Here is a 12993-nt window from a genome sequence, read left to right as displayed (position 1 = left end):
GATGACCTGGGGGCTGGCGAAGTCGTTCCAGACGCTCAGCGCGTCAGGATGAACACGGTCGCGACGATCGGCCGCATCAGCGGGGAAGATGATCCGCCACAGGGTGTACTGGGCGCCGGCCGGGTCATGCCCTTGATCGGGTCGTTCACGGGGGATTCCTTGTGCGGTGCGCCGGCCGGGCGCGGGTGGCCGGGCCGGGGAATGGACCGCCGGCGGTGCGCTGGTGACGCACCGCAGCGGCCGGGGCGTGCAGGGTCAGGCGAGTTCCACGCGGTCGATCAATCCGGCGGTGGTGAAGGCGTCCACGAGTTGCTCGCGCCCCTCGGCGAAGTGGGCCCATCTGTCGAAGTGGACCGGCACGATCCGCCGGGCGCCCAGGATGCGGGCGGCCTCGACGGCCTGAGCGCTGTCCAGGGTGAGCAGCGCGCAGTCCTTCAGGGGGCGTACGGCGCCGCCCAGCCTGTCCGCCGAGGACAGCCCTCGCTCAACTCGCCATTTCCACAGACCTGTGGGCGTCGGGCGCTGAACTGCGTCGGCCGGCAAGTCCCTGCCCCGCACTGCCTCCGCAGTGCGGGAAGCCCCGCTCGCCGGCGCTCACACCGTGGCCCTCGGTGTCTGGCGGTGAGGGGGCCTCAACCTCCCGAGTCGCCCCACATCGCCCCACCGCGGTGGCGTCCGGAGACGGGGTGAGCACCGGGCTGGTGCCAGACGACGTCCTCGGTAAAAATGCTGCCTGCCGGATCTAGCACCTACCGCCGGTAATAGTCGCCTCGACCCAACCCACGAGGACGTGTGACGTGCCACATTTTCCGGCCTTCGATGTCATGACGGCGACCTGCCCGTCCCGCACCTCGCTCGCCCGCATCGCCAACAAGTGGACGGCCATGGTGGTCATCGCGCTCAGCGCAGGCCCCATGCGCTTCCGCGACCTGCGCACCAGCGTCGACGGCATCAGCGCCAAGGTCCTCACCGAGACGCTCCGGGACCTGGAACGCGACGGGCTCGTCACCCGGCACGCGTACGGCGAGGTCCCGCCCCGGGTCGAGTACGAGTTGACCGCACTGGGGCGCACCCTGCATGCCCCACTTCAGGCACTGGCACTCTGGGCCGAGGAACACTTCACCGAGGTACTCGCGGCGCGCGAGAACTACAACGCCCGCCAGCGACCGTGACTGGTTGTCAAAGGGAATGAAATGTCCGGGGGGAGCCGCCCGGCATCACCCAGAGGCAGCAACCCCAACCGGTGCGGGTGGCTTACTGCCCCCAGAAGGCGTCCTCGGCCGCCTGGTCGCGGGAGAACAGCCACATCTCGACGATCCTGCCGTCCTCGAGGCGCAGGACGTCCACGCCGTCCATGCTCATGGACGCGTCCTCCCGCCGCCCGGCGAAGTGGATCGAGGCGGCCACCATGTCGCCGTTGCCCATGAGGGCGTGGATCGCGTCGATGGCGAAGGAGCCCTGACTGGCCTCCATCATCCCGCCGAGCATCGCGAAGACGGCGTCGCGCCCCTTGCGCTCACCTGAGAACCGGTTGGCGCCCGGCTGATGCCAGACGATCTCCTCGTCCAGGAGCTCGCCCACCTTGGCCAGGTCACCCGTCCGGACGGCCTGGAAGTACTCACCGGCGATATCGACATTCTTACTGGTCATGACAACACTCCCTGCGCCATCCGACACGGAGGCAGGACGGCTTTCTGTTACAGGTTGGATGCGTGGCGCGACGTGCGCGACTCGGGATGGATCGACCCTCTCCCGCTGCACCTCCATACTCGCCATGGGTAACCAGTCACCTCAAGGTAACCAATGGGGTGATGTGATGCACGTCACTCACCGTTTCGGTGGTGTCCGGGAGTTGCGCGGCCCGCAGTTCACGGCACCCTCCGGCCAGAGGGCACTCAAGCCTGACCACCTGCTTTCGCGAAAACGTGGACGGCAACAAGCGCTGGGTGAAAGGGACTCGTGACACCGCGGCCAGGGCCAGGCGCGCCCACGAGTTCGCCAACCAGGAGGAGGACCCCAGCGGGGACGCGTCCAAGGCGCGTTCACCAGGGCCCCAGCCACCCTCATTCACCCGATCTATCGGACCTTCCGCATCCGGCGCTTCGGCAGCTGATCCCAAGGATTGGGCATGCCATCAGGCTGTTATCGCGGAGTTTCTGTCGATCCTCTGGACAGACTCCACGCTGAAGCTCCTTAATAGGTCCGATGTCACTGCGGCGGATCACACACCGTACGGGTGGTCTCTCTCCTGCTCGCCGTCCGAGGATGGCCGGTCACTCCTGCCCGCGAGCCGGTTGAGCCACCCCACGACGGCCTGGCGGCCAACCTTGGGCGTCACCTTCCGGTTGATACCCGCCTGGCCGGCAGGTTCCAGCAGAGCACCGCTTCACAGCCACTTTGACGATCCGCGCAACTCCCGGCACCCAGGTGGACGTCGACTGCACCTGGGACGTCGTCACCGTAATCAATGCCATCGATCCACAGGAGTGGACCATGTCCTCATCAAGAATGTCTCGCCGTACGTTTCTCGGCGCGGCGGGTGCGGCGACCGCCGCTACCGCCCTGCCGATCGTCCCCGGCTTCTCCGGCCTTCTTCCGCAGGCGGCCGCCGCGGACACGCAGACCAACCTGAGCAAGATGGTCGACATGCGGTTCGGCATGTTCAACCACTTCAGCCTGGGCACCTTCACGAACCAGGAGTGGGCCGAACCCAACCAGAGTCCCACCCTCTTCGCTCCCCCTAGCGTCAACTGCGCCCAGTGGGCCGACGCGGCGGTCGCCGCGAAGATGAGCTACGGCATCCTGACCACCAAGCACCACGACGGCTTCGCCCTGTGGCCGAGCGCCCATGGCACCCAGAACGTCGCGAACAGCTCCTACAAGCACGACGTCGTCCAGGCGTACTGCGACGCCTTCCGGGCGAAGGGGCTGAAGGTCGGTTTCTACTACTCGATCTGGGACCGCACGTTCGGCGTCGAGGCATGGGAGAGCCGGCACAAGGTGACCGGGCTCGAAATCACCGATGCCATCCAGCCCGGCGACATGACCTTCATCCTCGGTCAGATCACCGAATTGCTCACTAACTACGGCACCATCGACATGTTCATGACCGACGGCTACGCATGGCAGATGGGACAGCAAGCCGTCTCCTACCAGAGGATCCGTTCGCTGGTGAAGCAACTGCAGCCGGACTGCGTCATGATCGACATCGGCGGACTGTCGGAGCCCTTCCTCAGCGACGCGATCTTCTTCGAGGAGCCGCTGGGCATCACGGCGCCGGCGGGCAACACCTACGCCGGCATGCAGGGACAGACCATCAGCAACGGCTGGTTCTGGCACCCCTCCACCCCGACCGAGGGCCTCATGAGCAAGGACGCGATCCTCTCTCACCTGGCCGACCTGGAACCGAAGTACACCTCGTTCATCCTCAACTGCCCGCCCAACCGCAACGGCCTGCTGGACACCAACATCGTCAACCGGCTCGCCGACGTGGGTGCCGCCTGGAGCCCCAACACCTCCCGGCCGCCGCTGCCCACCCAGCCACTGCGCGCCGAGCACCCGGTCACACCCGTCAACGCGTACGCCACCGGCTTCCACACCGGCGAGGGACCGCTCAACGCCATCGACGGACTCAGCGACGTCCGCTACGAAACCTGCTGGTCGACCTGGAACCTGCCGCTGCCACAGTCCATCACCATCGACCTGGGCGGCGTGTGGAGCAACGTCTCCACCCTCGAGTACCTGCCCAAGCAGTGGAACCGCACCAACTCCACCGACGGCGACATCACCTCGTACACCATTCTCACCAGCACCGACGGGGTCACCTTCACCCAGGTCGCCACCGGCACCTGGGCCGGCAACCAGAAGACCAAGCTGGCGGAGTGGCCCAACCGGAACGTGGGTTTCGTGCGGATCCAGGTCGAGGCGGCCACCGGCGGCTACGCCAACATCAGCGGCGTCAGGATCGGCGGCCGGTCGGTCAAGCCGACGCTGGTGTCCACCACACTCCCCGGCAACGGCACCGTCTACCGGCTGAGCGCCCGGCACAGCGGCAAGGTCGCCGACGTCGAGGGCGCGCGCACCGCCAACGGCACCAACGTCGATCAGTGGCCATGGCTCAACCAGGCGAACCAGAAGTGGACCTTCACCAACACCGGCGACGGCTACTACAAGATCAAGGGTGTGGGCAGCGGCAAGCTTCTGGAGGTCGCGGGTCTCTCCCGCGAGGACGGCGGCAACGTCGGCATCTGGTCAGACGCCAGCGCACCCCAACAGCACTGGGCCGTCACGCCCACCGGCGACGGTCACTACGCCCTCATCAACCGCTACAGCGGGCTCTGCCTCGCCGTCGACGAGGGCAGCACCACCAACGGAGCCAACATCGAGCAGCAGCCATACGCGTCACAGACGCACCAGCAATGGCAGATCATCCCCTCCTGACCTGCCCTCCGCCGCCCGACCAGGTGTCACATCGACCGTCCCGTCCAGCAACCCGAGGGAGCCGTGGGCGCCGGACACAAGCTCGGCGGCGACTGGCACCTGCCGGCCACCGGATCGCACAAGACCTCGCCTCAGCCTCCCCGCCCACACCGGACCGGCCCGTGTCACGCGGATCCGGCTCCGCCATCCCGCCGAGACAGCCTGTCTGTCCAGCGAGGCCGCCGCCGCGCCCTGATTCGTCCCGCCGAACGGCCCGGCACGACAGACGGGAGAACCGTGCCGCCGACGCGCCGGCGCCGGCGTTCACCGCCGAGGCCCACCGCTGGTCCTGGTCCCTGCGTAGCAACAACCATGCCAACGCCACCGTCCGTCGGCTCCATACCTACTATTCGTCGAACGGGTACTCGTACTGAATCGCCTGCTGATCTCTGACCGCAGGCTGTGAGCCAGGACAGCGGCGGATGCGTACCGTGAAGGCGCGTCCGCCCTGTCCTCGTCCGAAAGGCACGCTTCTTGTCCTCGACGCTCTACCGAGCACGCGAGTTTTTTGTCGACGCACGGAGCGCGCTGGCGTTCTCCGGCGGCCGGGCGGCCTCCCGCAGCGGGCTCTCGGCGGCCGAGTCGGCCAGAGCCCCCTCCTCGTACAGCGGTCCGGACGGCTGAGGTACGTACATCCACGCCTGTCCGGATGGCCTCCCGCAGACCGACCCGCGTCACCCCGAGGCTCGCAGCCAGTTCCCGCTCGGGCGGCAGACGGTCACCGGGGCTCAGCGTGCCGGTGTGGGCAAGGCCCTTGAGATGGTCCTGGATACTTTGCGTCAGCGTGACGGCTGTAATCCTGCGGTTCATAGGTATGTGGTGAGAACCAAATGGGCTGCGAGAAGCTGCCAGGCCGGGCGCCGACCGTTCCCGTCCGAAAGGCGACGGGTGGCTTACTGCCCCCAGAAGGCGTCCTCGGCCGCCTGGTCGCGGGAGAACAGCCACATCTCGACGATCCTGCCGTCCTCGAGGCGCAGGACGTCCACGCCGTCCATGCTCATGGACGCGTCCTCCCGCCGCCCGGCGAAGTGGATCGAGGCGGCCACCATGTCGCCGTTGCCCATGAGGGCGTGGATCGCGTCGATGGCGAAGGAGCCCTGACTGGCCTCCATCATCCCGCCGAGCATCGCGAAGACGGCGTCGCGCCCCTTGCGCTCACCTGAGAACCGGTTGGCGCCCGGCTGATGCCAGACGATCTCCTCGTCCAGGAGCTCGCCCACCTTGGCCAGGTCACCCGTCCGGACGGCCTGGAAGTACTCACGCGCGATGTCGACGTTCTTGCTGGTCATGACAACACTCCTCACGCCTCTGCCGCAGAGGCGGTACGACTACCGTTAACGGGTTGGATGCGAGCCGCGTCGTGCGCGACTCGGGACGGATCAACGACGCGCAGTCAGGTTTCGGCAGACCTGCTCCTCGGGCACTGCCCCGGATTTCAACCCTGGACTGCCGGCCCGCCGGGAAGAGTCAGACCCCGCGGTGCACACGCCCTCGATCCACGGACGCTCTCCTTCGGCGCGTTCTCCTGCTGCGCCTCCATAATCGCCATCGGCATCCAGGCACCTCAACGTAACCAATGGGATGACGTGACGCACGTCACATGTCGTTTCGGTGTCGCTCGGGAGCTACGCGGTCCGCCGTTCGGACGTGGGACCAGATGAGGTCCCAGGAGCCCTGGCTGACGTTGAACCGTGGACGGAGGTCGTCGACTCGGGTGCTCATCGCGGCGCTCACTCCATCCCGCTGGTGGCGATGCCCTGGACGAAGTGGCGCTGGCCGAGCAGGAACACGACCACGATCGGCAGCACGGACAGCACCGAACCCGTCATGATCATCGCGTACCGGGAGTCGTACACCCCGACGAACGACCGCAGGCCCAGCTGAACGGTCCACAGGTCGTTGTCCGTCAGGTAGATGAACGGGCCCATGTAGTCGTTCCAGGTGAGGACGGAGCAGCGCCAGTCCGGCCAGCGCGGGCTTGGCCAGCGGCAGCATGATCCGGGCCCAGATGCCGTACTCGCTCAGTCCGTCCAGGCGGGCCGCCTCGCTCAGCTCCTCCGGGATGGACTGGTAGTACTGCCGCATCAGGAAGACGCCGAACGCCCCGAACGCCTGGAGCAGGATCAGCGACAGATGGGTGTTCACCAGTCCCAGGCGCTGCATGATGATGTTCGGTGGCCGATGGTCGGGGGCGCTCAGGCGTGACGGCCGAGGGCCCAGTCCTCCGCGGTGATCTCGTGGTGCAGGGGTTGTCGCGCGATCCACCGGTCCAGCTCGTCCAGGGTGTGGTCGGTGAGGCGACGGATCTCCGAGCCGAGCGAGCCCGCGATATGCGGGGTGATCATCACTCCGGGCAGGTTCCGCAGCGGTGAGTCCACGGGCAGCGGCTCGGGGTCGGTGACGTCGAGGATGGCGTGGAGGCGGCCGGAGGCGCACTCGACGGCCAGTGCCTCGGAGTCGATCAGGCTGCCCCGCGCCGTGTTGATCACCGTGGCGTGGTCGGGCAACAGGTTGAGTTCCTTCGCGCCGATCATGTGCCAGGTCTCCGGCAGTTCGGGCGCGTGCAGGGACAACACATCCGCTCGGAGCAACAGTTCGTCCAGCGGAACGAGGGTGGCGCCCGCCTGTTCCACCTCGGCCGGGTCCGCGTAGGGGTCCGCGACCAGGCAGGTGGTGCCCTCCAGGACCTTGAGCAGCTCGACGACCTTGCGGCCGATCCGGGAGAAGCCGACGATCCCCACGGTGCGGTCGAAGTTCGACAGGTCGCCGTAGCCCGTGATCACCGGCCCCCAGCCCTGGTAGGCGCGCTGTTCGTCGGCGGCGAGGAAGGGGGCCTTCTTGCCGGCGAGGATCACGGCCGCCAGCGTGTACTGCGCGACGGGGACCGCGTTGGCGTCCGCCGCCGAGGCCACCCGGATCCCGCGGCGCCACACCTCGTCGCCCACCAGGTGGCGCACGCTGCCCGCGCAGTGCAGTACCGCCCGCAGCGCGGGGGCGGCGGCCAGCAGCTCGGGCGTCAGCATGGGGGCGCCCCAGGAGGTGATCAGGACCTCAGCGTCCGCGAGGCGGGCCCGCTCCCCCGGGCCGTCGAGGCTGTCGGTGAACAGCAGCTCGTCGAGGGTGACCAGATCGGCCAGACGCGCGAGCCGGACGGAGTCGAAATGCGCGGCGAAGCTCTCGCTGCTCATGACGATCAGAGCGTGGGGCTTCCTCTGCATCGGACGTCGGTCCTTCCCGTGAACGGTTCGCGTCGACCGGTTGGCTTGATTGCGCCGTGGGAACAGAGATAGTGGTCGGAAGCACACGTTCACTACACTCCGAACGCGAGCGAACCAAAAAGTTCATGCTCGAACAGATCATCTCGGCGGCAGAAGCCGGCCGACCACGACGGGGCTGTCGATGACCGAAGACCGGCCGTTCGCTCTTCAACGCAGAGAGCGACTCATGGACGAGCTGCGTCTGCATGGCGCTGTACGCGTTCGTGACCTGGCACAACTCCTGGAGGTCAGCGAGCTGACGGTCCGCCGCGACATCGCCGCACTCGCCGCGCGCGGCCTGCTGACGAAGGTGCACGGGGGTGCCACCCTGCCGACCGAACTCGACTCGGCGCAGGCTCAGGCGCGCCGCGCCCGCCCGGCGGCGACCCCCTTCTCCATCGGGATGGTCGTGCCGTCGTTGGACTATTACTGGCCACAGGTGGTCAGCGGCGCCCGCGCGGCCGCCGCCGTTCTCGGTGTCCAGCTCCAGCTGCGCGGATCCAGCTACGACCAGGCCGAGGACCGCCGGCAGATCAGCCGGCTGGTCGAGGCCAAGCAGGTGCAGGGGCTGCTGCTGGCCCCCAATCTGGAGGACGGGGACGGTGTCGACGAGATGATCGACTGGATCGGCGATCTGCCGGTGCCGACCGTCCTGGTGGAGCGGCAGACCTCCTCCTGGACGCCGACCCCGCGCCAGCTGGAATGGGTGCGCAGCGACCACGCGCTCGGTCTGGAGATGGCCGTGCGTCACCTCCACGAGCACGGGCACGGCCGGATCGGGCTGGTGCTGTCCAAGGGCAGCCCGACCTCGGTCCACCTCGTCCAGGGCTGGCACAAGGCCTGCGGGGAACTCGGTCTGCCCGACGACTTCGTGGTCCGCGCGGGGGTGGCCCTCTACGAGCCGGGCCACCGGCAGGCCATCGAGGACATCCTGGAGCGGTGCCGCAGGTACCGGATCACCGCGCTGATCGTGCACAGCGACCCCGACGCCATCTCCATCGCCCAGTACCTCTCCGAGCAGGGCGTCGCCATCCCGGACGACATCGCCCTGGTCGGCTACGACGACGAGGTCGCCCATCTCGCCGAGCCGGCCATCACGGCCGTCCGCCCGCCCAAGGCCCGTGTCGGCCGGACGGCGGTCGAGATGATGGTCTCCCGCCTCAAGGAGGGCAGGCGCCGTCCGCCGCAGCGCGTGCTCATCCTGCCGGAACTGATCCTGCGCGACTCCTCGGTCAGGAGAACGACGTCACTGTGACCGGACGGCGATCAGGACGCCGACGTCACCGCGCCCGGACGGCGGTCAGGACGAGGACGACACCGCGCCCCGGCTGCGGACAGGACGCCGACGTCACCGCGCCCCGGCGGCGGGCAGTTCGACGCGGGTGGTGTGACCGTCCGGCCAGGTGAGTACGGCTTGGTGGCCGCCGTCGGGAGTGGGGTGCACGGCGAGGGCGAGGGCAGGGACGGGTACGTCCGCTGAGCCCCGGTCGAGGAGCACCGTCGCGGCGAGCACCTCGCCGTACGGCACGCCGTCCGTGGCCAGCCACGGCGTAGCGGTGCGGCTGCCGAGCGGGCTGTCGTCCTTCGTGACGGCGACTCCGCCGTGGTGCAGCCCGCGAAGGCCGCAGAGCCGCGAGCGCAGGGACACCGTGCGCGCCTCGGCGTACGGGCCCTGCCAGCCGTGGGCGCCCGATCGGGTGCGGGGCTGGAGGTCGGCGGCCAGCGGCCAGCCGCCGAGGCGGACCGAGCGCCAGGTGGAGTCCGTTCGCGTCGGCGGCGGGTCGACCCTGACCAGCCGGATCTCCGTCCCCGCCCGCAGCACCGAGGCGACGGTGATCACCGGGCCGGGCCTCGTCGGGCCGCTGCGGCCGGAGCCGTGGTCGGGTGCGTCGTCGGCGTCGCTGTCGACCCAGCGCACCGGCCCCCGGGAGGCGGCGGTGAGGACTCCGCCGGGGAGCTCACGGGCGAACAGGGTCTCGAACCCGCTGCGATGGCCGGCCCGGCCGGCGTCGTCGAGCACCACGACCGCGTTGTCCACCGGGTCCGTCACCCCCGCGCCGACCAGCGGCGGAACGGTGGCCGTGGAGTAGCCCAGCCGCGCGTACAGCGGTGAGTCCGCGCGCAGGTCGCCGGGGCTCGCGTGGTCGGTGCCGTGGTTGAGCACCAGCGCGATGCCGTCGTCGCGCCGGGCGCCGAGCAGCCAGCCGGGGGCCTCGATCACCCGGGCCACGTCCCCGGTCTCCACCGGCAGCGGCCTCTCGGGGGCCGTCCACACCGGGTGCTCCGCGGGCAGCATCAGCCCGAGCATGCCCTTGGTCGCCCAGTACGGCGAGCCGGGCCCGGAGTACGCCTGCCGCATGGCGGGCCAGGCGGCGTGCCAGCCCGGGCCGAGGAGTCCTTCCCGGTCGGGGGCCCCATGGTCGGTGAAGTGCCGGACGATGCCGCTGGTCACCCTGCGCACCAGGCCGGGCGGCTGCCCGCCGGTGCCGGTGATCGCGCCGACCCAGAAGGGCGCCGCGGCGGCGAAACGGTAGATCAGGCTGCGGCCCTGCAACAGCGGGGAGCCGTCCGTGCCGACCAGGCGTACCGCGTCGTCGAGATAGCGGGCGAGGTCGTCGGCCCAGGTCCGGCGCAGGGACGGCGCAACCAGGGTGCCGGTGACGTCGAACAGGTGGGTCCACAGCAGCGGGTAGAGGTGCAGCGCCCAGCCGGTGTAGTGATCGTAGGCCCGTTCCTGTCCGTCGCTGAGCCAGCCGCCGGGGCGGCGCAGCGAGGCGTGGACGGCCAGGTCCTCCTCGATGTCGGCGGCCGACCACGGTCCGCCGACCTCGCGCAGGAAGGACTCCACCACGATCCGGAACCAGACCCAGTTGATGGGCGGATAGGGCTGGTTCACGACGGCCCCCAGCCATCCGACGACGCGTTCCCGCACCTCTTCGTCGAGCTGGTCCCACAGCCAGGGCCTGGTCAGTTGCAGCACCAGCGCGATGGAGGCGGCCTCGACCTTGGCCTGGTCGAGTTCGTCCGGGCGGGGCCAGGCCTCCGGTGAGTGGGGGTCGGTGCCCGCCGCCAAGCCCTGTGCATACCGTTCCAGCAGGTTCGCGGGGTCGGCGCCGTGCTCTCCGGCGACGCGGAAACCGGCGAGCAGGAAGGTACGGGCGAAGCCTTCCAGGCCGTCGGAGACCGGGCCGTAGCGGCTCGCCGGACCGGGCAGTTCGATCCGGGCCCCGCGTGGGGAGCGGTACGGATCGACCGCCGCGAGCATCCGGTCGGCGAGATCGGTCCAGTGGTCTCTGGTCCATCCCGTGTACGGGGACCGGCCCCGATCCTCGCTGGGCGTCATCGCTTCCTCCGTGAGGTGGTGGAAAGGCCACCTCATCCCGCGATCGGACCCGCAGTCAACGATTCAGAACACCCTCGAATACGAACGACCACGCCCGATCACATCCGAACAGAAGAGAGGGACTGCTCGACCCGCCGGATATCTCGCCTCGGGCTCCGCGGCGGGTGTCCGGGTGTTCATAGCCAGAGCAGTAATCCCCGTGCGGCCGTCGTCCTGACGTCGGGTGCTGACTGGGGGACCCGTGCCGCCGGGCAGCGGCGGAGCAGCGGGGCGGAGTCTCCGATACCCCGGCGGCAGCCCGCGAAGATCAAGGCGTTGCAGCAGACCATCGGGGTGGCCCGCACCGCGATCAACAGCAAGCGCTGGCACGCGGCGCGTTACGTGCTCAGCCGAGCCCGGGCCCTCGCCGACGCCCTCCCCACCAACGTGGCCGTACAGGAACGCGAGCAACTCTCCGCGCTCCGCCACGCGGGACGGCGGCCGGCGCCGGGATGGCCACGCCCCTGGGATCAGAAGAGGTCCGGTGCCTCACCGAAGTCGTTGAAGGACGGTTCCCGCCTCCCGCTGACCTCCCGGAACTCACTCGCGCTGTACTGAAGCTGGAAGGTGTGGGTGTGGTGTTCGTCGACCCAGTACATGGTGATGGCGGCGAGGAGGTTCCGCGTCATCCAGTGAGTGCGGGACCGTGATCCCTCCTCCTGGTCAAGGATCCATGCCTCCACCTGCTCCGGCAGACTGAAGGTCAGCCTGTAGGCATGGCCTCCGCGCGGTTCGATCAGCCACACGGGATGTCCCACCGACCGTTGGCTCCTGTGCACGCGGACGGCGTGAGTGGGGTGCTCCCGGGCGTGCCGGACAAAGGCACGGAGATCTCTGGAGACGAGCCCGAGGACGAACGGAGCAGCGGGAAAGCCCAGGACGAGTCCCAACGACGACCGGCGGTGCAGGCCCGCCGCCAACGCGTCGAGCGGATCGGTCACCGAGGGATCTTCGGCTGCGGGCTCGTCCCACAGCTCCAACAGATGCCGACGCAGGTAGTTGCGAATCTCGTACACGGTAGGCCGCTCACTAGGCGGCATCGAACTCATGGCGTCGTGGACCGACTCGGACGCCACACTCACCAGGTCGCACAGCGGCTGGAAGTCGGGCAGCGACAGGTCGATGAGGGAGATCTGATGGGCCAGTGCGAACTCCTGGGCATCCTGGGTGAACCCTGACGTCGAGAAGATCGCGTAGCTGTAGTGATAGCGCACCCTCGGGCGGCGCGGTCCGGAGCCGCCGCTCAGCGTGGTGACGACGTTTTCGTTGAGGTCATGCACGACACCATGGCCGTTGCGCACGGTGGGGAGACCGACCTTGAGGCGGGTGAACTTCGCCTCGGCGAACAGACGGATCGGGAGTGAGAACGGCGGCACGTACTGGAACTCGCCCAGAGCGTCCGCCTGATGCCAGGCCCCGCGCCCCCGCACCACCAGTCCGTGTTTGCGTTTCTCCAACACCTTCCACGGCGGTCGGGCCGGGTCGTCCCGTTCCGTCAGCAGACGGTACCCACTGGACCGCAGCAGCCAGGCGAGGACCTCTTCGAGAAGGTACCCCCGCAGCGTCACCAGCCTCACCATGGCTTGACTCTATGCATGTGGCGCCTGATCGGTCATCAGAACGGCATATCGCTTTCTGCCCGTTCGGGTACGCCCTGAAAGGCACTGGTCGTATCGTCGCCGGGCGTAGAACAGCCGATGACGGTGCGAGCCCACCACTCACCCCGTGAGTGCGGCGCGCCTACGCCTCGGCGGGCAGCGTGGGGAACACGACCACGGAGCCGTCCCTGTCGCGGACGATCTCGATCGCCACGTCCGTGGTGCGGCCGTTGGCCGCGACAGTGCGGGCATCTGGACGTCACCGGTCGCCAGCATC

Annotated in this window: 10 protein-coding genes and 2 pseudogenes; 3 read left to right on the top strand and 9 right to left on the bottom strand. The window is 68.8% G+C overall.

Features of this window, described 5'->3' with window-relative positions:
* Nucleotides 1-255: 255 nt before the first annotated feature.
* Nucleotides 256-438 (bottom strand): annotated as a pseudogene (locus QA802_RS37225) (MBL fold metallo-hydrolase); the annotation flags it as partial.
* A 359-nt stretch (nucleotides 439-797) separates the two neighbouring features.
* Between QA802_RS37225 and QA802_RS37220 the strand changes: the two are divergent.
* Nucleotides 798-1172: a winged helix-turn-helix transcriptional regulator gene (locus QA802_RS37220; protein ID WP_334532353.1), complete on the top strand. Its 375-nt coding sequence runs from the start codon at nucleotides 798-800 to the stop codon at nucleotides 1170-1172.
* Nucleotides 1173-1254: 82 nt separating this feature from the next.
* Here QA802_RS37220 and QA802_RS37215 read toward each other — a convergent pair whose 3' ends face one another.
* The gene (locus QA802_RS37215; protein ID WP_334532350.1) at nucleotides 1255-1650 is read right to left on the bottom strand and encodes a nuclear transport factor 2 family protein; all 396 of its coding nucleotides are present in this window, start codon (nucleotides 1648-1650) and stop codon (nucleotides 1255-1257) included.
* An 843-nt stretch (nucleotides 1651-2493) separates the two neighbouring features.
* Between QA802_RS37215 and QA802_RS37210 the strand changes: the two genes are divergently transcribed.
* Nucleotides 2494-4440, top strand: coding sequence for an RICIN domain-containing protein (locus tag QA802_RS37210; protein WP_334532348.1), 1947 nt, complete (start codon nucleotides 2494-2496; stop codon nucleotides 4438-4440).
* Between the two features lie 303 nt (nucleotides 4441-4743).
* On the opposite strand, the gene QA802_RS41790 is transcribed toward QA802_RS37210, so the two are convergent.
* From QA802_RS41790 to QA802_RS37180, 5 genes and pseudogenes are all read right to left on the bottom strand, one after another.
* Nucleotides 4744-5289 (bottom strand): GntR family transcriptional regulator, encoded by a 546-nt coding sequence (locus QA802_RS41790; protein WP_443042232.1) that lies wholly within the window; start codon nucleotides 5287-5289, stop codon nucleotides 4744-4746.
* A gap of 83 nt (nucleotides 5290-5372) precedes the next feature.
* Entirely contained in the window at nucleotides 5373-5768 is a 396-nt protein-coding gene (locus QA802_RS37195) for a nuclear transport factor 2 family protein (protein WP_334532346.1), read from the bottom strand.
* 441 nt (nucleotides 5769-6209) lie between these two features.
* Entirely contained in the window at nucleotides 6210-6407 is a 198-nt protein-coding gene (locus tag QA802_RS37190) for an ABC transporter permease family protein (RefSeq protein ID WP_334535228.1), read from the bottom strand.
* Between the two features lie 82 nt (nucleotides 6408-6489).
* Nucleotides 6490-6642 (bottom strand): annotated as a pseudogene (locus QA802_RS37185) (carbohydrate ABC transporter permease); the annotation flags it as partial.
* Between the two features lie 32 nt (nucleotides 6643-6674).
* Nucleotides 6675-7697, bottom strand: coding sequence for a hydroxyacid dehydrogenase (locus QA802_RS37180; RefSeq protein ID WP_334532344.1), 1023 nt, complete (start codon nucleotides 7695-7697; stop codon nucleotides 6675-6677).
* Between the two features lie 181 nt (nucleotides 7698-7878).
* On the opposite strand from QA802_RS37180, the gene QA802_RS37175 reads away from it, so the two are divergent.
* Nucleotides 7879-8991: a substrate-binding domain-containing protein gene (locus QA802_RS37175; RefSeq protein WP_334532342.1), complete on the top strand. Its 1113-nt coding sequence runs from the start codon at nucleotides 7879-7881 to the stop codon at nucleotides 8989-8991.
* 93 nt (nucleotides 8992-9084) lie between these two features.
* On the opposite strand, the gene QA802_RS37170 is transcribed toward QA802_RS37175, so the two are convergent.
* Complete coding sequence (locus QA802_RS37170) at nucleotides 9085-11079, bottom strand: DUF2264 domain-containing protein (RefSeq protein ID WP_334532340.1); 1995 nt, start codon at nucleotides 11077-11079, stop codon at nucleotides 9085-9087.
* A 509-nt stretch (nucleotides 11080-11588) separates the two neighbouring features.
* Entirely contained in the window at nucleotides 11589-12698 is a 1110-nt protein-coding gene (locus tag QA802_RS37165; RefSeq protein WP_334532337.1) for a hypothetical protein, read from the bottom strand.
* Between the last annotated feature and the right edge of the window lie 295 nt (nucleotides 12699-12993).

Source organism: Streptomyces sp. B21-105 (genome assembly GCF_036898465.1).
In the GTDB taxonomy this organism is placed as follows: domain Bacteria; phylum Actinomycetota; class Actinomycetes; order Streptomycetales; family Streptomycetaceae; genus Streptomyces.
This window is presented reverse-complemented; position numbering and strand designations above follow the sequence as displayed.